Below are 21,550 nucleotides of genomic sequence, written 5' to 3' on the forward strand. Positions count from 1 at the left end.
TTTAACGTTTGAGTAACAATAAACGAATAGTAGTGATTAATCCAGGATTATCCTATACTAAGATTGGAATTTTTAGTGACGAATTTTGTATAATGGAACAGTCTATAGATCATAACATGGCTGAACTAACATCTGTTATGAGAGTAATGGATCAATATGAGATAAGAAAGAAAGATATTTTACATGCACTTTTTGAAATAGGTATCAATCATTCCAAAGTCGATGCGGTGTGTGGCCGAGGAGGGTTGCTCCGCCCGATTCAAGGAGGAACTTACCGAGTCAATGAATTGATGCTTCAGGATTTAAGGATGGGATATAATGGTGAACACGTTTCAAACCTCGGAGGAATTCTTGCTTATGAGATAGCAAGTGAATGGAACGTTCCTGCTTTTATCGTCGATCCTGTTGTTGTGGATGAATTAGGTGAACTTGCTCGCTTTTCTGGTCTTCCTGAAGTTCCAAGAAGAAGTATCTTTCATGCATTAAACCAAAAAGCTGTTGCAAGAAAAGCTGCAGAAAAATTAGGTAAAGCGTATAAGGATATCCGTTTAATTGTTGCCCATATTGGTGGAGGAATAACTGTTGGAGCACACGAAAAAGGTCGGGTAATTGATGTGAATAATGGTTTATATGGGGATGGTCCTTTATCACCAGAAAGAGCTGGAACTGTACCTGCTGGGGATTTAATTTCTATGTGTTTTTCAGGAGAATTTAGTCAAGATCAAATGATGAAAAAAGTTATCACCAATGGAGGTTTGAAAGCTTATTTACAAACCGATAATTTAAAAGAAGTGGAAGAAAGGATTCAACAAGGAGATGACCAAGCAAAGCTCGTTTATGAGGTGATGGCATATCAGGTATCTAAAGAGATTGGTGCCCTAAGTGCTGTGTTAGAAGGGGAAATTGATGCGATCGTTCTTACAGGAAATATAGAAACAGGGAATACGTTCGTATCAATGGTGATGAACAAAATAAAATGGATTACAGATGTTTTGATCTTTCCAGGACAAAATGATCTTGAAGCACTTGCACAAGGAACATTACGTGTACTTAGAAACGAAGAAGAACAAAAAGAATACGTAGTGGAAGAAGGAAAGGAGGAGCATGAAAAATGGCCAAGGAATATGATTTAGTTATTCTAGGTGGTGGAACTGGTGGCTATGTAGCAGCAATTAGAGCATCTCAACAGGGATTAAAGACAGCAATTGTTGAACGTGATAAGCTTGGAGGAACGTGTTTACATCGTGGTTGTATTCCGTCGAAAGCGTTACTAAGAAGTGCTGAAGTATATCAGCAATCTAAAAACGCGCAACAATTTGGCGTAACATTTCCTGATGTATCTGTGGATTTTACTAAGGTACAAAATCGTAAAAACACCATCGTAAATCAATTACATAATGGTATCAAACACTTAATAAAACAAGGAAAAATAGATGTTTATCAAGGCTATGGAAGAATTCTTGGTCCGTCCATATTCTCACCAACAGCTGGTACGGTTTCTGTTGAATTGCCTGGCGGTGAAGAAAATGAAATGATTGTACCAAAGTATGTACTCCTTGCAACAGGTTCTAAACCAAAAGCATTAAATGGAGTAGAGGTTGACGGCAACTATGTTTTAAGTTCAGATGAGGCTTTAGAAATGAACGAATTACCCAAATCGATGTTAATTGTTGGTGGGGGAGTTATCGGAATTGAGTGGGCTTCGATGCTGGCAGATTTTGATGTTGATGTTACAATAGTTGAATCGGACGAAAAAATTTTACCTTTAGAAGATGAAGAAATCTCGAAAGAAATGACAAAAATGTTAACAAAAAAAGGGGTAACCATTTATACAGGTACAAAGCTATTAACTGATTCATTGGACAAATCAACTGGTATTCAAATCGATATAGAAAATAAACAAGAAAAGCGAACATTAACTGCTGATAAGTTATTGCTTTCGATTGGAAGAAGTCCTAACACTGTGGGTATTGGATTAGAAAATACGGACATTGTTTTAAATGAACATGGATTTGTTGAGACGAACAAATACTATCAAACAAAAGAGTCTAACATATATGCAATAGGAGATATGATTGGTGGTATGCAATTAGCACATGTTGCATCAAAAGAAGGACTGGTTGCAGTTGATCATATCTTAGGTAAACATACATATCCACTTGATGCAAATATGATACCTACATGTATTTATTCAAAACCCGAAGTAGCAAGTATTGGTCTTACTGAAAAACAGGCACAACAACAAGGGTACCAATTAAAAACAAGTAAATTTTCATTTAGTGCAATTGGAAAAGCACTCATACGTGGTGAAACAGATGGATTTGTAAAGATTGTCGCAGATAAAGCTACAAACGACTTGTTAGGAGTTCATATGATAGGTCCTCAAGTAACCGAGTTAATTTCAGAAGCAGCTTTAGCCAAACTATTAGATGCTACGCCATGGGAGTGGACAGAAACGATTCATCCACACCCATCACTTTCAGAAATTTTTGGAGAGGCTGCATTAGGAATAGAGGGGAGGAAAATTCATGGTTAACGTAAATAGGAGGGAAACCGTGACTGAAAATAGACATAAGAAACTAGGTTTATCGGACGAGCAGGTATTAGAAATGTATCGAACCATGTTACTTGCTAGAAGAATTGATGAGCGAATGTGGTTGTTGAACCGGGCAGGAAAAATGGCATTCGTTGTATCAGGACAGGGACAAGAGGCTGCACAAGTTGGAGCAGCTTTCGCTTTGGACAGAGAGATGGATTATGTTGCTCCTTATTATCGCGATATGGGTGTAGTTTTAGCTTTTGGAATGTCTGCAAGAGATTTGATGCTTCAAGGGTTTGGGAAAGCAGATGATCCAAATTCAGGTGGTAGGCAAATGCCTGGTCATTTTGGACAGAAAAAAAATCGGATTATAACTGGGTCTTCCCCTGTAACCACACAAGTACCTCATGCAGTTGGCTTTGCATTGGCTGCAAAGATGGAGAAAAAGGATTTTGTTAGCTTCGTAACCTTTGGTGAAGGATCTTCGAATCAGGGTGATTTTCATGAAGGTGCAAACTTTGCAAGTGTACACAAGTTACCAGTTATATTTATGTGTGAAAATAATCATTATGCAATTTCGGTTCCATTAAGTAAACAAGTAGCTTGCGAAAAAATATCAGATCGTGCAATCGGCTATGGAATGCCTGGTGTAACCATTGACGGAAATGATCCACTTGCTGTATATGAAGCAGTAAAAGAAGCTGCTGATCGTGCTCGTCGTGGAGAAGGACCAAGCTTGATCGAAACAATATCTTATCGTTTAACTCCTCATTCAAGTGATGATGATGATCGAATATATCGGGGTAAAGAAGAAGTAGATAGTGCAAAGGAAAAAGACGGATTATATACATTTGCAAGTTATTTAAGAGAGATTAATTTATTAACGAAAGAGTTAGAAAGCAAATGGGATGAGGAAATGAAGGAAATTATTGATGATGCAACTGATTTTGCAGAAAGTGCTCCGTATGCTAGTCCAGAAACCATTTATCGTCATGTATATGCGGAGTAAGGAGGGGAATTAAATGCCAGTTATCAATTATATACAAGCCGTCACACAGGCTTTGAAAGAAGAAATGCAGAGGGATGAGAAAGTATTCGTGCTTGGAGAAGATGTAGGTGTAAAAGGTGGAGTTTTTCGAGCAACAGACGGTCTGTATGAACAATTTGGAGAAGAGAGAGTGTTAGATACACCGCTAGCGGAATCTGCTATTGCTGGAGTTGGGATTGGTGCTGCTATGTACGGAATGCGACCTGTAGCAGAAATGCAGTTTGCTGATTTTATTATGCCTGCGGTCAATCAAATCATTTCAGAAGCAGCTAAAATAAGGTATCGCTCAAACAATGATTGGTTTTGTCCAATTACGATCCGGGCACCATATGGCGGGGGAGTTCATGGAGCACTTTATCATTCACAATCAATCGAAGCAATTTTTGCAAATCAACCTGGATTAAAAATAGTAATGCCATCTACTCCATATGATGTGAAAGGATTGCTAAAATCTTCTATTCGTGATGACGACCCTGTTCTATTTCTTGAACACAAGCGTGCGTATCGTCTTATTAAAGGGGAAGTACCAGAAGAAGAATATACATTGCCTTTAGGTAAGGCTGATATAAAGAAAGAAGGTACGGATATCACGGTAATTACATATGGTTTATGCGTTCACTTTGCGCTACAAGCCGCTGAAAAATTAGAAGCTGAAGGAGTTAGTACACATATCTTAGACTTGAGAACTGTTTATCCATTAGATGAACAGGCTATCATCGAGGCTGCATCTAAAACAGGAAAGGTATTGTTAATCACGGAAGATAACAAAGAAGGCAGCATTATTGGTGAAGTAGCTGCAATAATTAGTGAAAATTGTTTATTTGAATTAGATGCTCCAATTAAGCGATTGGCGGGTCCAGATGTGCCAGCAATGTCTTATGCACCGCCGTTAGAAAAGGAATTTATGATGAATCCAGAAAAAGTAGAGCACGCCATGCGTGATCTTGCCGAATTTTAATTACAAGGAGGGGACATGCCTTGGCTGTTGAAAAGATTACAATGCCCCAATTAGGAGAAAGTGTAACCGAAGGAACGATAAGTAATTGGTTAATTAATGAAGGTGATTTCGTAAATAAATACGATCCAATAGCAGAAGTACTTACTGATAAAGTAAATGCAGAAGTACCTTGTTCATTTTCTGGTACAATAAAAGAAATTGTTGCGAATGAAGGTGAAACCATTGCTGTTGGTGATTTAATGTGTTATATCGAAGTCGAAGGTAGTCAATCGACATTATTAGAAAATGAATTAGAAAAACAAGTAGCAAATAATGCAGAGGAAGTACCAAACGATAAATCTATGAAAACAAGATATTCTCCTGCAGTTTTAAAACTTGCTCAGGAGAATGATATTAATTTAAAGCAAGTGGAAGGATCGGGTAGAGGTGGTAGAATTACTCGCAAGGATATTGAAAAAATAATTGCGAATGGTCACAAACCGAAGGAAAAGCCGATGGAACAACCAAAGACGCTTACCAACCAGATTACTTCAAATGTACCAATTGAGCAGCCAATTGCAACGAACACAGGAGACAAGGAGATTCCTGTAACTGGGATTAGAAAGTCAATTGCTCAAAATATGGTTCGCTCAAAAACAGAAATCCCTCATGCATGGATGATGATTGAAGTTGATGTAACGAATTTAGTAAAATATCGCAATGCACACAAGGATGAGTTTAAAGAGAATGAAGGCTACAATTTATCTTATTTTGCCTTTTTCTTAAACGCTGCAGCAAAAGCTTTAAAGCAATTCCCTGAATTGAATAGTTCTTGGGCTGGCGATAAAATTATTCAACGTAAAGAAATTAATTTATCCATTGCAGTTGCAAGAGGAAAAGAATTATTTGTTCCTGTTATTAAAAATGTAGATGAGAAAAGTATAAAGGGAATTTCAAAAGATATTCATAATCTGGCAATGAAAGCTAGAAATGGTGCATTAACATCTAAAGATATGGAAGGTGGAACATTTACCGTAAATAATACTGGTTCGTTTGGGTCGGTACAGTCGATGGGTGTCATTAATTATCCGCAGGCTGCCATTTTACAAGTAGAATCTATTGTGAAACGCCCAGTTATTATCGACGATATGTTTGCCGCTAGAGACATGGTTAACTTATGTTTATCACTTGACCATCGAGTATTGGATGGAGTGATTTGTGGACAGTTCATGTCACATATAAAGGAAATATTAGAAAATATATCAATAGATACTACGCCAATATATTAAAAGGTTTGGATAAGGGTTCTAAGAAAGTAGTTGCTTTCTAGAACCCTTTTTCATCATCGTTTCATATTATCGACATCGGTAGTCCATACTAAAAACGGTGATGAAAATGCCATGTCAATCAAATCAAGAATTAGATGTATTAATAAGAAAAGTAAGTCCATATACAAAGCACGGTAAAGTTGCAGATTATATACCGGCGCTTGGAAAAGCAAACCCCAGTGATTTATCAATAGCTATACATTATCCTGATGGAATGTGCATATCCGCAGGAAATATCGAAAAAAAGATTACACTTCAAAGTATTTCAAAAGTTATTAGTTTAGCACTTGTATTATTGGATAGAGGCCCGGATTACGTTTTTGACAGTGTAGGAATGGAACCAACAGGAGATCCGTTCAATTCGATTGCAAAATTGGAGTCTGTATCACCTAATAGGCCATTGAATCCGATGATTAACGCAGGTGCACTTGTTGTTACACATATGATAAAAGGTAACTCAGTTGAACAAAGACTTCAGCGGTTATTATCGTTTGTTCAAAAGTTAGCAGGAGATTCAACAATTAGCTATTGTGAAGAAGTAGCACGTTCGGAATTTGAAACAGCATATTTAAATCGTTCTTTATGTTATTTTTTAAAACAACACCAAGTCATTGATGAGAATGTTGAACAGCTGATGGATTTATATACAAAACAGTGTGCGATTCAAATGAATTGTCTGAACTTGGCTAGAATTGGACAGGTGTTTGCAATGGATGGAATCGATCTAAAATTGGGAAAACGAGTAATCCCTCATGACATCGCTCGTATTTGCAAGACATTTATGGTTACCTGTGGTATGTACAATGCTTCAGGGGAATTTGCGATTAAAATTGGGATACCAGCAAAAAGTGGAGTATCTGGAGGAATTATGGGTGCAGTTCCAGGAAAGTTTGGTATTGGAATTTTCGGGCCTTCTTTAGATGAAAAGGGGAATAGTATTGCTGGGATAAAGTTATTAGAGATGTTATCAAAAGAATACAATTTAAGCATGTTTTAAATCCATATTGTTTGATACAACTAGAAGCGGAGTGGTGTTCGACGGTGTCCAAGAGACAACTTACGATTATGAAGAAATCAAGTATAAAAGAAAGGTGAGGCTGACATATTATGCCAGCCTCACCTCGTTTTCATAGAGAAGTAGAAAAGAAAGTCCCTGAAAATGATTCTCAAATTCATTGACAATGATTCTCATTTAAAATAAACTAGAATAGAACTTTATAAAATTTTAATGCACAGATTATATGACATATTATTATTAAGGATACAAGAATTACCGTATTTTAATTATCCGTACCACTTTTGCTCCACTAGAAGTTCCTACGAGTGTTAACATCAGCAATAGGAGCTAGGTATTTATTATATCGAAGTAGCAATAAATAGTTGTGTTTGCAAGCTAAAGGAAGGAGAGATAATGGATGGATGCATTATCAACAAAATCTTTAACGTTAGGATATGGTGAGGAGAACATCATTAGTCAATTGGATTTGTCTATTCCAAAAGGTGAAATTACCGTATTCATTGGTAGTAATGGATGTGGTAAATCAACATTACTTCGTTCACTAGCGCGGCTTTTAAAGCCACAAGAAGGATCAATTGTGCTAGACGGAAATGATATCTCAAGTATGTCTACGAAAAAAGTTGCTAGAAAGCTTGCAATTTTACCACAGGCACCGGTTTCTCCGGAAGGATTAACGGTATTACAATTGGTGAAACAAGGTAGATATCCATATCAAAATTGGTTCAAGCAATGGTCTGAACAAGATGAGTCGGCCATTCATTCAGCTTTAGAAGCTACGGGTATGTTAGAATATGCAGATCGTAAAGTAGATTCGTTGTCAGGTGGTCAAAGGCAACGAGCATGGATTGCAATGACATTAGCTCAGGATACGGATATTATTCTACTTGATGAGCCAACAACTTATCTTGATATGACTCATCAAATTGATATTTTGGATTTGTTATACGACCTTAATGAAAAGGACAACCGCACGATTGTAATGGTGTTACATGATCTTAATTTAGCTTGCAGGTATGCCGACCATATTGTCGCTATTCATGATAAAAAGATATATAAACAAGGTGATCCCGACACGATTATTACTCCTGATTTAGTTAATGCGGTTTTCGGGTTGAGATGTCAGGTAACTTGTGATCCAATTTGCGGAACACCATTATGTGTCCCGTTTAGTAAAGGCCGCCATGTGAAAGGTGTTAATAATCATGTCAAAACAGTTAATATCTAGAGAGATTGATTATTTAGTGGAGCACTTTCGGATTTTAACAGAGTCTAAAGACGAGGAAACAAAATTTCCTTTAGCAAAATTGAAAGATGAATCTTTTCTAAAGGAGTATTTATGTCAATTAACGCAAGAGTTTAATACGGATAAAATTTTTGTATCAGCCTCTCAATTTATGAAGAGAATTGGCTATGTATTAGTTGTCCCTACTTTATATACGATGACTGTTCATAATAAAAACATAAACATAAAAGAAACCAATTCCTACTTAATTCCAAGGCGCCAAAACGAAATTTGGATGCCACATTTATTAGTGGATCCAAACTATATAGAAACCTGCACGATGAGTGAACGAAGAAAATGGCGAGACCAAGTGGTTAATGATTTGTTCAGACTAATTGCACAGATTATTGCAAACGTTTCAAGCGTTTCTAACGTACCAAATCCAATCTTGTGGGAAAATGTCGCTGTTTATATCTTTTGGTTGTACGAAAAAAGGTTGCAATTAGAATCAACTGTTAACGATAATGTCATTTCAGGTGATTTTGATTATATTATTCATCATGTTCCGGTTGATGTATTCGACCAATCCTACCACCCTTTATTACGTTTTTATCAATCAAAACACGTTTTATCTGATACTGGCGATCAATTAAGAATGCGTAGAACTTGTTGTTTTTATTACGAGACAAATTCGAACGGGGGTTTCTGTAAAAACTGCCCGAAGAGTAATCGGAATTGTAAAGAAATTTTATTAGAGGATAACGATTAGTTTTAAATCCTACTTTTTTGTAGGATTTTTTTATATGTAAAATCTCAGGTTAATTGGACAAGCAATTTTGCATCGTTTATGATTTATAAATAATTGTTTAATGGAAAGGAATAAATATGTATCTAACAATTAAGGAGACTTCTAAATATTTAGGGTTGAATGAACAAACGGTACAAAAATTAATCAATGATAATCGAATACGTGCTGTTGATGATGGTGAACAGTTTCTCATTAATAAGGACCAATTTACGACCCATCTAGATCAATTGGAAAAATATAAAGAGCGGATACAGGAGATTTTAAACGAACCAATTCCTGAGGACATTGATATAAAGGATGAAGACTAAACAATGATAACTAATAATAAATATGCATATACCGTTAAGAATCCAACTGAGTTACTTCCATTTTTATTAGATAAATTAAATAAAGGACGTAATGCTACAAAGTCTGTTCTAGCTCGCGGACAAGTCTCTGTAAATGGACAGACTGTAACTGCTTATAATTATCCGCTTCAACCAGGTCATACCGTTACAGTTTTAAAAAATAAAGTAGCAAAACAGCGGACATTTAACGGGCTTACCATTGTCTATGAAGATAAAGAGATTCTAGTTATTGACAAGGAATCTGGACTTTTATCAATTGCTGATGACAAGGAGAAACAATTGACAGCGTATCGTCAATTAACAGCTTACGTTCGGGAAGTAAATAAAAATCGTAATAGTCGAATATTTGTCGTTCATCGTCTTGACCGAGACACTTCAGGATTAATGATGTTTGCAAAAACAGAAAAAACAAAACGAACCCTTCAAAATGATTGGAAGCATATGGTAACGAAACGTACTTATGTGGCTTTAGTTGAGGGAAAGGTAACGAGTCCTTCTGGTAAGGTTTCTTCTTGGCTAAAAGAGAGCAGTACAAACATCATGTACTCTAGTCCAAAACCAAATGGCGGTCAGCATGCGGTTACACACTATAATAGAAAAAAATTCAATCAATCCTTTTCATTAATGGAGCTTCAGTTAGAGACTGGGAGAAAAAATCAGATTCGTGTTCATATGGCGGATATTGGTCACCCTGTTGTTGGCGATAAGAAATATGGTTCAACCATGAACCCAGTTGGTAGACTTTGTTTACATGCAAAGGTTTTAGCGTTTAAACATCCTGTTACCGGAAAAGTTTTGCGGTTTGAATCAAGTACTCCAAAGGAATTCTCCTTTAAGTTTAATTAATCGGAGACATCCTCTATACAGATAAATTGTTACGGAAGATCTTCTTAGGAAGGTCTTTTTTTATTTTTTGAAAGGCTGTTTTTAAACAATTGTTAATTAAACTTGCAAAAATGTAACAATTTGTTCAAAATCCAACTACCTACGTAAAACCGCATGATAACAGTATTTCTGCGGATTTTTGTTTTTTGAATTTATTTTACAAATTTTTCCTTACTTTTTCCGTAACAACTTTTACAAGCAGTATGTGATACCATCAACATCTGAAAAGAAGAAAATAACATTAGAGAATGGTTTAACTGTTGTCATGTTAACTACGCTTGTGAAGGTTTATACAAACCTTTTGGTTAAAGGAGATGAAAAAGTTGAAGAGCACCCGCTTTGTTGTTTTGATTATTGCCTTAATCCCAATGATATTCCTTACTGGTTGTGAGACAAACATGGTTGTCTTTGAACCGCAAGGACCAGTTGCAAGAACGATTACGGATTTAATAAATTGGTCCCTTGCATGGATGTTACTCGTCGTTGTCGTTGTTTTTTCCTTATTCGGCTACATCGTTTGGAAATACCGAGAAAGGCCTGACAATATGGACTATGAGCCACCCGAAGAACATGGTAGTACGGTTTTAGAAATTATTTGGACAGCTATTCCAATTTTAATTGTTATAGCTTTAACAATTCCAACTGTTCAAGCGCTATATGATTTAGAAGAAGTACCCGAAGGCTATGAAGACAAAGAACCTATCACGATTCATGTAACAGCAGCTGATTGGAAATGGATTTTTAGCTACCCAGAACAAGGAATCGAAACAGTTAACTATGCAAATATTCCTGAAGATACCCCAATCCATTTTAAATTGACTTCAGCTAGTACGATGCAATCATTTTGGATCCCTGCTTTGGGAGGACAGAAATATGCAATGGCTAAAATGGAAACAGAAATGTATTTAGTTGCTGATAATCCTGGATCTTATGTTGGAAAAAATTCAAACTTCAATGGCCGAGGTTATGCAGGAATGGAATTTGAAGTGCTTGCTCAAACACATGAAGATTTTAATCAGTGGATTACTGATGTAAAAGAGACAGCACCTGAATTAACTGAGGAAGAGTATGAGGAATTATTAAAACCAACACATTTGGGACGTTTAACATATGCAAATACGCATTTAGAATGGGTTGACCATGCAAATATGCACTCGAAAACATATACGAATCCAGAGTTGTACAGATATCACGGATATCAAGGAAAAACCTTTGAAGAAGAGGATAATTATAGAAATAAGGAAACCAACTTAGAACATAATGGTCATCATAGCGATGAAGATGATGAACATGAAGGACATGGAGGTGAACACGATGGGCATTAAATGGGATGAGTTTTTTATTACTGGTGATCCGTTAATTCTTGGCGCCCAAATATCTATTGCTCTAACAATGATTGGTATTGTTTTTGGACTAACATACTTAAAAAAATGGAACTGGCTTTGGACAGAATGGATTACCACCGTTGATCACAAGAGAATCGGTATAATGTATATCATTTCAGCTGTTTTAATGTTTTTCCGTGGTGGTGTAGATGGTCTGCTAATGAAGGCACAAACCTCCAGACCGGAAATGGAATTTTTAAGTTCACAACATTATAATGAAATTTTTACTACACATGGCGTCATTATGATTTTATTCATGGCAATGCCATTTCTGATTGGACTAATGAACGTTGTCGTACCACTTCAAATTGGAGCAAGGGATGTTGCCTTCCCGCAGCTAAATGCGTTAAGTTTTTGGTTATTCTTTAGTGGAGCAATGTTATTTAATATTTCATTTGTCATTGGAGGATCACCAGATGCAGGCTGGACATCTTATTTCCCTCTAGCGGGGAAAGAGTTCAGTCCTAGCATTGCCAATAACTACTATGCCATTGCTCTGCAAATTGCTGGTATTGGTACATTGATGACCGGGATTAACTTTATCGTAACGATTTTAAAAATGAGAACAAAAGGCATGACGTTGATGAGAATGCCGATGTTCACTTGGACGACTTTGATTACATCCGTTATCATTATTGCAGCATTCCCTATTTTTACAGTAGCACTTGCACTAATGACTTTTGATCGCTTGTTCGGGACACACTTTTTCACCGTCTCTGGTGGTGGAATGGATATGCTTTGGGCAAACCTATTTTGGTTATGGGGACATCCTGAAGTATACATTGTTGCACTTCCTGCATTCGGAATTTTCTCAGAAGTGATTGCAACATTCTCACGAAAATCGTTATTCGGCTATAAATCGATGGTATATGCCATTGTTGGTATCGCACTTTTAAGTATGCTTGTTTGGGTTCACCACTTTTATACAATGGGTTCAGGCCCAGCGGTTAACTCGTTCTTCTCGATTACAACGATGCTTATTGCTGTTCCGACTGGTATCAAAATGTTTAACTGGTTATTCACGATGAGAAAAGGTCGAATTAAAATGACGACAGCCATGCTATGGTCATTAGCATTTGTACCATGTTTTACGATCGGTGGGGTTACTGGTGTCATGCTTGCCATGGGGGCAGCAGACTACCAATATCACAATACGCTTTTTCTTGTAGCACACTTTCACTACGTGCTTATACCAGGGGTAGTGTTTGCTGTTTTTGCTGGTCTTTATTACTGGTGGCCAAAAATGTTTGGTCATTTGTTAAATGAAAAACTTGGTAAATGGCATTTCTGGTTGTTTGTTATCGGCTTTAACGTAACATTTATGCCAATGTTTTTTCTTGGCTTAAGTGGTGCGGCAAGACGTACCTACACATTCTCAGCAGAGTCTGGATTTGCACCTTTATTCCTATTATCTGCAATGGGTTCTATTGTTTTAGCTGCAGGCTTTGCTGTGTTCTGCTATAACATTTACTGGAGTTTACGTTATGCTGATCGCAACATATCTAGTGATCCGTGGGATGCAAGAACATTAGAATGGGCAACAGCGACACCAGTACAACATTATAACTTTGCTAAACTGCCTGAAGTAAAATCATTAGATGCGTTTTGGTTTATGAAGAAAAATAACGAAGGTTTGACATTAAAAGATAGTGAAATTGAAGAGATTCATATGCCGAGTAACTCAGGTCAACCTTTTATTATGTGTGTGTTATTTGGTATCTCTGGATTTTTCCTAGTATTTGAATGGTCCATTGCAGCTGCAGTTGCTGCTTTAGGCATTTTTGCAGGATTGATTTATCGTTCCTTTGATTATAATGATGGCTATCATATACCTGTAGATGAGGTTAGAGAGACAGAATTATCTTGGAGAAACAAGAAAGGGGAGGCGCATAAACATGTCAGCTAATGTGAATACATCTTTACCATTAGAATATCAGTCAGGGCAAAGTCGGATGAATATCCTGGGCTTCTGGATATTCCTTGGCGCAGAGATAGCATTATTCGCTACACTGTTTGGTGTTTATGCGGTGCTTTCTGGTCGTTATGCGGGTGGGCCAACACATCAAGATATTATTATGATTCGAGAAGTTATGATACAAACTATTTTGCTTTTGACTAGTAGTTTTACTTGTGGACTTGCGATTTTTGAAATGCGTCGTGGCAACAAAAATGAATTGATTATGTGGTTAGTTATAACGTTACTATTAGGAGCAGGATTTTTATATATGGAGATAAATGAGTTCATTCATTATGTCCACATAGGTGCGTCAATGCAAACAAGTGCCTTTTTATCTAGTTTATTTGTTTTACTTGGAACGCATGGTGCTCACGTTACATTTGGAATCGGTTGGGCTATCCTCGTAATTATTCAATTAATAAAAAGAGGATTAACATCAGTAACTGCACGTAAAGTATTTATTATTGGACTATATTGGCATTTTCTTGATGTGGTTTGGATCTTTATCTTCACTTTCGTGTATTTGAAAGGGTTGGTGTTATAAATGGAAAAGAGTGCAAAAGGATTTCCGACTAGTCATGTAATAGGATTTCTATTTTCATTGATATTAACTTTTGTAGCTGCTGGTGTAGCATTAAAAACTTCTTTATCATTTACAGTCATTATGTGGATTATTGGTTCATTAGCAGTTATTCAGGCAGGACTTCAGTTGTTTATGTTTATGCATATGACTGAAGGAGAAGATGGAAAGACAAATATTATTAATATTGCTTATGCTGTGTTCGTAGCAGTTGTAATTGTTTTAGGAACCATTTGGGTGTTGACTTCAGGGCACGCAGCACACTAAAAAGGGAAAGAGGCTATCCCATAAGGGTTTGACTTCCTCGTTATACTACAACAATTAGTGTATATAATTAAAATATCACTAGATGTTGTAGTTGAGGGGTCTATACCCTTTGCTTTTGGGACAGCCTCTTTTTTTATGGTTGGTAGGAATGTATACTATCTTTTGTTGTTTGACGATTTGTTTTTTCGGTTAAGCTTTGCATTAGACTCATAAATAAACTACAACCAAAAATCATAATGGATGCTGCAAATGTACCGATACCAGCCGAAAGTAGTAAGTTAGGATTGATACCGTTTGCAAAAAAGCTAGATAAAAATAATAAAAGACCAGTTAGTATTCCGATACTTGTTATTCTTTTAATATGTAACATAAATTTTACTTCTCTACTCAATTTATCCATCCCCTTTAATTAGATTTTTACACTTGTTCACAAATTTGTCAATTGTTTTTGTGACAAATTTGTGTATAAAAATCAAAGTCGGGTAGCTATAAATATGTAGAATAAAAAGAATTAGTAATTAGTAGGAGGATAAGACATGACATATTTGTTGCTTATAATTGGATTTGTATTATTAATAAAAGGGGCTGATTATTTTGTAGAAGGCTCCTCAAAAATAGCTGGTTTGCTACGTGTACCCCCTTTATTAATAGGGTTAACGATTGTAGCATTTGGCACCAGTTCTCCCGAAGCAACTGTAAGTATATTGGCAGCTGTTGAAGGTACAGCAGACCTTGCTTTAGGAAATGTTGTCGGCAGTAACATTTTTAACATTTCTTTAGTTGTTGGGATTACCGCTATGATCAATCCTTTAAAAGTAGAAAATAATACGATAAGAAAAGAAATTCCTTTTACATTATTATCCAGTGTTGCATTATTAATTCTTATTAGTGATGTATATTTACAATTTGTAAATGAAAATTTAATTTCTCGGAGCGATGGATTTATTTTTCTCCTTTTTCTTGCAGTATTTATCTTTTATATCTTTGAAGTAGCTAGGAATAGTCGAGAGGTAGAAGTTGCTGAGGAAGTAAAACTCGAAAGTGTAGGGTGGCTTAAAAATATACTCTATACAATTGGTGGTCTGCTAGCGATTATATTTGGTGGTGATCTAGTTGTAAATAGCAGTACGACTATCGCTTATAAAGTAGGAATGAGTGAAACATTAGTTGGATTGACTATTGTAGCAGTCGGTACTTCGCTGCCGGAACTCATTACATCTATTACTGCTGCCATAAAGAAACATACAGACATTGCAATAGGAAATATAGTTGGTAGCAATATATTTAATATTTTGTTTGTGCTAGGTACCTCATCAGTAATATCTCCGTTACCAGTAAATGGTAAAATATTTGTTGATATTTATTTAATGGTCCTGTTAACAGTTGTTTTATTCATTTTCTCTAGATCAAAAACAAGAATTACAAGACTTGAGGGATGTGTACTTGCCGTCGTTTATGTAGGATATTTAGTTTACATTTTTATGAGAAATTAATGAAAAAAAGCGCGTATGAAACAGAACATAACACGCTTTTTTAATTGGAAATTGTAAAATGGCTGGCTTAGGATAAATGGTGTAGGTTAGCGACGCCAGCTCCAGCTCCTAGCGACTAGTGATATTATTTTATGTCTCCATCTAGCCACTCCTTCATTCAATTCTTTATCTTTAATATGGATTACCTTTGCCTGAATTAAACTAACTTCATTGGAATTTAATTGAACGTATCTTTTCAACTCAAAGGTAATAATAAAAGAGAAAGGGTTGATAATGAATGGGTGCTATTCAGAGAAATGAATACCGATTTGAACCAGAATATAGTGTTACGTATCAAAAAGGAGCAATCCATGTTTATAAAGGAAGTGAGTTTTTAGAAGAGGTCACATTTTCCTTTGACGGTAAGTATTCGGAATTAGAAAAAATTGAAAATATTGTCGATAAATATTGTCAAAAGCACAATATTCAATAAGAGGAAGCCTACAATTTTTTACCGTGACTGATTGTAGAAATTTTTCACAAACTATATGTACAACTAAGAAAAGGAGTGTCATCATGCGTAAAAGAAGAGGACAGAAACATGCAGCACTAACTAATAATAAGACGCCAAAAGAAAGTCTGCCTGAAGGTGGAGAATTGTTTAATCGGAGTGATCATAACCGACCGAAACAAGAGCCCGGCTCAAAAGAATAAATGAAAGGAGTTCAAGTGAATGATACAAAAGAAAAAGATTAAAGATCATATGATTAATAGCCTTGGAGACGTTGATATTCGTGAACTTGAACACCAAATAACATATCCAGGACAACAAGAATTTAACCTTCGAAATGTTAGCTTTACTCCTGGTGAGAATGAATATTTAAATGGAAATGGAGAAGAAAAATTCGATGGGTAAAAACAAGAGTAATACGCAGAAAGCAAAAAAAGATTTTGATTATAAAAGGGATGATCATGGATTTTCTGAGGAGTTATCTGATGGGGGAGAGCGAGATAAAATAATAAAACAGCAATCATCAAAAAGCTGTGGAGGACTATAAAACAGATGGAGCTAGCTCCATCTGTTTTCTAATAAAATGGACATAGGAAATTATGTAGAATTAAGACGTTTCTTGCGGTTGCCCGGGAAATATAAAAAGGAGTTTGGTTTTGAGGTTAAAAAATTGAAACAATCACGTATAGTTGATACTATAAATTTACATATTGGTAAGGAATAGTATGAATAGGAGTGGATAGGAAATGGACTTTAATTTATTTATGGGTGATGTAGTAAATGCCGCACGGAAGGATATAACAGAGTCAGGCTATGAAGAATTAAAAACACCGGAAGAAGTAGATGAAGCATTAGCTCGTGAAGGAACGACGTTAGTTATGATAAATTCCACATGTGGATGTGCAGGAGGTGTGGCTCGTCCAGCAGCAGCGAGTGCCATTCACTATGATAAGCGGCCAGATCACTTGGTTACTGTTTTTGCTGGGCAAGATCGAGAAGCAACAGAAAGAGCAAGAGAATATTTTGAAGGATTTCCCCCTTCATCTCCTTCGTTTGCTTTATTAAAAGACGGGAAAATAGTAACGATGGTGGAAAGACATGATATTGAAGGATTTGGACCTGTCGATGTTGTGAATCGTTTACAAAACATATTCGACCAATATTGCGAAGAGATATAATATACATTCAATCAAAAAATCCCTTGTCTTAATTATGAGTGGCAGGGGATTTTTTCAACTTGAGATGCATTAGAAAAACTTCGTCACTAGTTAAGGAAGTTTTTCTTGAACTACAAACGTGATAAGGAGCTACCTTAACGTGAAAATAGGATACCGGACAATCAAAACAGCTATCGGAACACCTGTTGCTATTTGGATTGCACAATTAATACAATTAGATAATTTTGTTTCAGCAGGAATTATAACATTACTTTGTATCCAGCCTACTAGAAAAAGGTCCTTTTTAAGCTCTTGGCATCGATTTGGAGCTTGTTTATTAGCCATTTTGTTTTCAGTAATTATATTTGAATCAATAGGTTTTCATCCAATAGCCATCGGGATTTTACTTATTTTATTTATTCCTAGTACAGTAAAGCTTCGTCTATCACCTGGGATTGTAACTAGCTCAGTTATATTATTGCACTTATATAGTGCAGGTAACATTACGTTATCCTTAGTCATTAACGAAGTAATTCTTATTAGTATAGGAATTGGTATTGCTTTACTTTTAAATTTATATATGCCTAGCTTGGATAAAAATTTAATAGAGATGCAAAAAAAAGTCGAAAGGAATTTCAGTATTATATTAAAAGAAATTTCAATATATTTGAAAGAGGGGAGGCAGACGTGGACGGGAAAAGAAATTATTGAAACAGATCAACTGTTAAACAAAGCTGAACGGGTTGTTTTACGAGATCAAGAAAATCATGTGTTAAGGGATAGACATTCTTTTTATGACTATTTTATGATGCGAAAAAAACAATTTGAAATTGTAAGAAGAATGCTGCCATTAGTTAGTCAAATGGACGAGCTTTATGAGCAGTCATTCCGTATGGCGGATTTCTTTGATGAGCTTGCTGATTCGGTAAATCCCGGAAATACTGCAATTATTCATTTGCAAACAATTCGTGAGTTGAAGCAACAGTTCAGTAATGATGAGCTACCAAAAACTAGAAAGGAATTTGAAACAAGAGCAAATTTATTTCGTTTGTTACATGAGATTGAACAATACTTGTTGATAAAGAAAAAAATGATCCAATAATTCAGTTTTTAACCTCGATACAAGCCCTGATGAACTGGATTTGACATAAGGGAAGACAGATGGAAGAATTTACGGCTTCAATGTACCGCTATAAAAAAACAGACTGCTTGTAGTACTAAGCAGTCTGCTTTTTAATATGTTTTAAATAAACATTGCTAATCCGTAAGTGAAAGTAGATAAAATCATTAAGATTACCATTATATAAATAATTATTTTCATACGTCGTTCTCTTTTTGAAGGTTTTCTTTCAAAGGGTTGATTATTTTTAGCCGCCATTTTATACTCCTCCTTCACTTCCCTCGTTATATTGTATTTTACCTTGAATATGCTTGAAGGACAACCCTAGAAATGTCTAATTTAACGAGTTGTATATGAGAATATAAACAGTAAATAACGCAGAGGCTTTATAATAATTGACAATCGATTAACCATTCGCTAACGTACTAAATAACCGTTACTCAAGGAGGTAAAAAAGTTGGTAAATGAAGACCGGTTAGTTAAAGAATTTTTAGAACTAGTGCAAATAGATTCTGAAACAAAATTTGAAAATGAAATAGCAAAAGTATTAAAAGGAAAATTTGAAAACTTAGGGATAGAAGTAGTAGAAGATGATAGTAAGGAGAAGACTGGACATGGTTCAGGAAATTTAATTTGTACATTCAAGGGAAATAAACAAAATGCAGACCCTATTTATTTTACTTCCCATATGGACACTGTTGTACCGGGTCAAAATGTGAAGCCATCAATCAAAGACGGTTATATTGTATCAGATGGGAGCACAATACTAGGTGCAGATGATAAAGCAGGTTTAGCTGCAATGTTTGAAGCAGTACGAGTAATCAAAGAAAATGATATGGAACATGGGGATATACAATTTGTTATTACTGCTGGTGAAGAGTCAGGACTTGTAGGCGCTAAGGCGTTAGATATGGAGTTAATTAAAGCGAAGTTCGGTTATGCGATAGATAGTGATGGACAAGTTGGTGATATTATTGTTGCCGCACCTACACAAGCTAAATTACATGCAATTGTAAAAGGAAAGACAGCCCATGCAGGTGTAGCTCCAGAGAAGGGAGTATCAGCTATAACAATTGCTGCAAAGTCCATAGCTAAAATGCCATTGGGGAGAATAGATGAAGAAACTACAGCTAATATCGGTCGATTTGAAGGTGGTACACAAACAAATGTCGTTTGTGACTCTGTGGAAATCTTGGCTGAGGCAAGATCACTTGAACCAGAAAAAATGGAAAAACAAGTAATGAAAATGAAAAAAGCATTTGAAGAAGTAGCTGACCAAATGGGTGGAAGTGTAGAAATTGAAATTAAAGTCATGTATCCAGGTTACAAACAACAAGCAGATGATTATTTGGTGCAGGTTGCTCAACGTGCTGCCCAATCGATTGGAAGAACAAGCAAGCTACGTAAAAGTGGTGGAGGTAGTGACGCCAATGTAATTTCAGGACACGGCATTCCAACCGTAAATTTAGCAGTAGGGTACGAGGATATACATACGAAGAATGAGCGTATGCCGATAAATGAATTAATTAAAATGACAGAGTTGATTACAGCAATTGTTCGAGAGGTTGCCAATTAGATGTTAAAGTAATTTAATATTTCCGTCCATGGATTCATCCTTTTTCGTTCTTCATGACAGCTGTTAGATTGTGGTATAATGGTATTGGAACAAATGTTCTGAAAAGGGAGATAATGATGTCAAAGTGGTATCCAAAGAAAGGTCGTGTCATATTTCACGTTGATATGAATAGCTTCTATGCATCGGTGGAAATGGCCTATAATCCAGAACTAAAAGGAAAGCCCTTAGCGATTGCTGGTAATCCTGAAGAAAGAAGAGGGATTGTTGTCACAAGCAGTTATGAAGCAAGAGCTAAAGGTGTAAAAACTACGATGCCTTTGTGGGAAGCAAGACGGTTATGCCCTGATTTAATTGTGATGCGTCCAAACTTTAATCGTTATCGGAAAGCCTCAAAAGAAATGTTTAAAATTCTATCAGAAGTAACACCATATATTCAGCCTGTTTCTATTGATGAAGGATACATGGATATCACAGAATGTCAACAACAAGGGACACCACCAGAAATTGCTGAAAAAATACAGCAAAGAATATTGAATGAATTAGATTTGCCTTGCAGCATCGGAATAGCACCAAACAAATTTTTAGCCAAAATGGCCTCAGATATGAAAAAACCTTTAGGTATTACCATATTAAGAAAGCGTGATTTACCACAAAAGTTGTGGCCTTTGACTGTTGAATCAATGTATGGAGTTGGATCTAAAACGGCAACTAAATTAAATCAGGTCAATATTCAAACAATTGAAGATTTGGTAAGAGCCGATTTGTATACATTAAAAAGACTATTAGGTATTAATGGAGAACGATTGCAAAATCGTGCTAAAGGAATAGATCCTAGCCCGGTAGATCCGGATGCCATTTACGAATTTAAAAGTATAGGTAGTTCGGAAACTTTACCTCATGACACAACCAATGAGAGTGAAATAAAAAGACTATTGAGACAACTGGCGAGAAATGTGGCAAGACGAGTAAAACGAAAACAGGCAGTTGGTCAAACGGTTCAACTGACTATACGTTATTATAATCGTAAAACAATCACGAGAAGTTTAAAGTTGTCAGAATATATAGAGACTGAAGATGATATTTTTGCTATCAGTGTTGACTTATTTGAACAAAATTGGAACGGAGAACCAATTCGTTTATTAGGGACTACTTTACAGGATGTTATGGAGAAAAAAGATGTTGCACAACAATTAGATTTGTTTACGTATGAAAATGAAGCAAATAAGGAAAAGTTGTATATGGCAATCGATCAACTAACAGAGAAGTATGGAAAAAATCCTTTTACTAACATATCAAGCAGTGAAGAAAATGACCAGCCAAGAACAAGCTTTCAAAAGGACTTTTTAGATGATTACTTTAGATAAATGGATAAATGTTTCCTGCGGGAAAAGGA

General features: G+C 35.9%; 25 protein-coding genes. 23 read left to right on the plus strand and 2 right to left on the minus strand.

Features of this window, described 5'->3' with window-relative positions:
- Nucleotides 1-8 precede the first annotated feature (8 nt).
- The 14 genes from buk (at nt 9) to qoxD (ending at nt 14,321) form a co-directional block, all read left to right on the plus strand.
- Nucleotides 9-1,133 (plus strand): butyrate kinase, encoded by a 1,125-nt coding sequence (gene buk, locus JOC48_RS01000; protein ID WP_204497175.1) that lies wholly within the window; start codon nt 9-11, stop codon nt 1,131-1,133.
- Nucleotides 1,112-2,536, plus strand: a complete 1,425-nt coding sequence (lpdA, locus tag JOC48_RS01005; protein ID WP_204497176.1) for a dihydrolipoyl dehydrogenase — start codon at nt 1,112-1,114, stop codon at nt 2,534-2,536. Before buk ends, lpdA begins: the two co-directional genes overlap by 22 nt.
- Complete coding sequence (locus tag JOC48_RS01010; RefSeq protein ID WP_204497177.1) at nt 2,529-3,548, plus strand: thiamine pyrophosphate-dependent dehydrogenase E1 component subunit alpha; 1,020 nt, start codon at nt 2,529-2,531, stop codon at nt 3,546-3,548. Before lpdA ends, JOC48_RS01010 begins: the two co-directional genes overlap by 8 nt.
- A gap of 13 nt (nt 3,549-3,561) precedes the next feature.
- The gene (locus JOC48_RS01015; protein ID WP_204497178.1) at nt 3,562-4,545 is read left to right on the plus strand and encodes an alpha-ketoacid dehydrogenase subunit beta; all 984 of its coding nucleotides are present in this window, start codon (nt 3,562-3,564) and stop codon (nt 4,543-4,545) included.
- Between the two features lie 20 nt (nt 4,546-4,565).
- Nucleotides 4,566-5,813 (plus strand): dihydrolipoamide acetyltransferase family protein, encoded by a 1,248-nt coding sequence (locus JOC48_RS01020; protein WP_204497179.1) that lies wholly within the window; start codon nt 4,566-4,568, stop codon nt 5,811-5,813.
- A gap of 106 nt (nt 5,814-5,919) precedes the next feature.
- Nucleotides 5,920-6,849, plus strand: a complete 930-nt coding sequence (glsA, locus tag JOC48_RS01025; protein WP_204497394.1) for a glutaminase A — start codon at nt 5,920-5,922, stop codon at nt 6,847-6,849.
- A gap of 418 nt (nt 6,850-7,267) precedes the next feature.
- The gene (locus JOC48_RS01030) at nt 7,268-8,095 is read left to right on the plus strand and encodes an ABC transporter ATP-binding protein (protein ID WP_204497180.1); all 828 of its coding nucleotides are present in this window, start codon (nt 7,268-7,270) and stop codon (nt 8,093-8,095) included.
- Nucleotides 8,073-8,861: a (2Fe-2S)-binding protein gene (locus tag JOC48_RS01035; RefSeq protein WP_204497395.1), complete on the plus strand. Its 789-nt coding sequence runs from the start codon at nt 8,073-8,075 to the stop codon at nt 8,859-8,861. Before JOC48_RS01030 ends, JOC48_RS01035 begins: the two co-directional genes overlap by 23 nt.
- Before the next feature lie 116 nt (nt 8,862-8,977).
- Nucleotides 8,978-9,208, plus strand: coding sequence for an excisionase family DNA-binding protein (locus tag JOC48_RS01040; protein ID WP_204497181.1), 231 nt, complete (start codon nt 8,978-8,980; stop codon nt 9,206-9,208).
- 3 nt (nt 9,209-9,211) lie between these two features.
- Complete coding sequence (locus JOC48_RS01045; protein ID WP_204497182.1) at nt 9,212-10,093, plus strand: RluA family pseudouridine synthase; 882 nt, start codon at nt 9,212-9,214, stop codon at nt 10,091-10,093.
- Between the two features lie 353 nt (nt 10,094-10,446).
- Nucleotides 10,447-11,457, plus strand: a complete 1,011-nt coding sequence (qoxA, locus tag JOC48_RS01050; protein ID WP_204497183.1) for a cytochrome aa3 quinol oxidase subunit II — start codon at nt 10,447-10,449, stop codon at nt 11,455-11,457.
- Nucleotides 11,447-13,423 carry a cytochrome aa3 quinol oxidase subunit I gene (gene qoxB, locus JOC48_RS01055; RefSeq protein ID WP_204497184.1) on the plus strand — a complete coding sequence of 659 codons (1,977 nt, stop codon included), beginning with the start codon at nt 11,447-11,449 and terminating at the stop codon, nt 13,421-13,423. Before qoxA ends, qoxB begins: the two co-directional genes overlap by 11 nt.
- Complete coding sequence (gene qoxC, locus JOC48_RS01060; RefSeq protein WP_204497185.1) at nt 13,413-14,018, plus strand: cytochrome aa3 quinol oxidase subunit III; 606 nt, start codon at nt 13,413-13,415, stop codon at nt 14,016-14,018. The genes qoxB and qoxC overlap by 11 nt, the downstream gene beginning before the upstream one ends.
- Complete coding sequence (gene qoxD / locus JOC48_RS01065; RefSeq protein WP_204497186.1) at nt 14,019-14,321, plus strand: cytochrome aa3 quinol oxidase subunit IV; 303 nt, start codon at nt 14,019-14,021, stop codon at nt 14,319-14,321.
- Nucleotides 14,322-14,454: 133 nt separating this feature from the next.
- On the opposite strand, the gene JOC48_RS01070 is transcribed toward qoxD, so the two are convergent.
- Nucleotides 14,455-14,712, minus strand: coding sequence for a hypothetical protein (locus JOC48_RS01070; protein WP_204497187.1), 258 nt, complete (start codon nt 14,710-14,712; stop codon nt 14,455-14,457).
- A 145-nt stretch (nt 14,713-14,857) separates the two neighbouring features.
- Between JOC48_RS01070 and JOC48_RS01075 the strand changes: the two genes are divergently transcribed.
- From JOC48_RS01075 to JOC48_RS01105, 7 genes are all read left to right on the plus strand, one after another.
- On the plus strand, nt 14,858-15,814 hold the full coding sequence (locus JOC48_RS01075) for a calcium/sodium antiporter (RefSeq protein WP_204497188.1): 957 nt from the start codon (nt 14,858-14,860) through the stop codon (nt 15,812-15,814).
- Between the two features lie 277 nt (nt 15,815-16,091).
- Nucleotides 16,092-16,286 carry a YbxH family protein gene (locus JOC48_RS01080; protein ID WP_204497189.1) on the plus strand — a complete coding sequence of 65 codons (195 nt, stop codon included), beginning with the start codon at nt 16,092-16,094 and terminating at the stop codon, nt 16,284-16,286.
- 83 nt (nt 16,287-16,369) lie between these two features.
- The gene (locus tag JOC48_RS01085; RefSeq protein WP_204497190.1) at nt 16,370-16,507 is read left to right on the plus strand and encodes a hypothetical protein; all 138 of its coding nucleotides are present in this window, start codon (nt 16,370-16,372) and stop codon (nt 16,505-16,507) included.
- 19 nt (nt 16,508-16,526) lie between these two features.
- Nucleotides 16,527-16,709 (plus strand): hypothetical protein, encoded by a 183-nt coding sequence (locus JOC48_RS01090; RefSeq protein WP_204497191.1) that lies wholly within the window; start codon nt 16,527-16,529, stop codon nt 16,707-16,709.
- Nucleotides 16,702-16,851: a hypothetical protein gene (locus JOC48_RS01095; protein WP_204497192.1), complete on the plus strand. Its 150-nt coding sequence runs from the start codon at nt 16,702-16,704 to the stop codon at nt 16,849-16,851. Before JOC48_RS01090 ends, JOC48_RS01095 begins: the two co-directional genes overlap by 8 nt.
- Nucleotides 16,852-17,050: 199 nt before the next feature.
- Nucleotides 17,051-17,482 (plus strand): BrxA/BrxB family bacilliredoxin, encoded by a 432-nt coding sequence (locus JOC48_RS01100; protein WP_204497193.1) that lies wholly within the window; start codon nt 17,051-17,053, stop codon nt 17,480-17,482.
- Between the two features lie 139 nt (nt 17,483-17,621).
- Nucleotides 17,622-18,563 (plus strand): aromatic acid exporter family protein, encoded by a 942-nt coding sequence (locus tag JOC48_RS01105; RefSeq protein WP_204497194.1) that lies wholly within the window; start codon nt 17,622-17,624, stop codon nt 18,561-18,563.
- Between the two features lie 141 nt (nt 18,564-18,704).
- On the opposite strand, the gene prli42 is transcribed toward JOC48_RS01105, so the two are convergent.
- Nucleotides 18,705-18,839 (minus strand): stressosome-associated protein Prli42, encoded by a 135-nt coding sequence (gene prli42 / locus JOC48_RS01110; RefSeq protein ID WP_204497195.1) that lies wholly within the window; start codon nt 18,837-18,839, stop codon nt 18,705-18,707.
- Nucleotides 18,840-19,038: 199 nt separating this feature from the next.
- Between prli42 and JOC48_RS01115 the strand changes: the two genes are divergently transcribed.
- Nucleotides 19,039-20,157 carry a M20/M25/M40 family metallo-hydrolase gene (locus JOC48_RS01115; RefSeq protein ID WP_204497196.1) on the plus strand — a complete coding sequence of 373 codons (1,119 nt, stop codon included), beginning with the start codon at nt 19,039-19,041 and terminating at the stop codon, nt 20,155-20,157.
- A gap of 116 nt (nt 20,158-20,273) precedes the next feature.
- Nucleotides 20,274-21,521: a DNA polymerase IV gene (locus JOC48_RS01120; protein ID WP_204497197.1), complete on the plus strand. Its 1,248-nt coding sequence runs from the start codon at nt 20,274-20,276 to the stop codon at nt 21,519-21,521.
- Nucleotides 21,522-21,550: the final 29 nt, after the last annotated feature.

Source organism: Aquibacillus albus (assembly GCF_016908325.1).
Lineage (GTDB): Bacteria > Bacillota > Bacilli > Bacillales > Amphibacillaceae > Aquibacillus_A > Aquibacillus_A albus.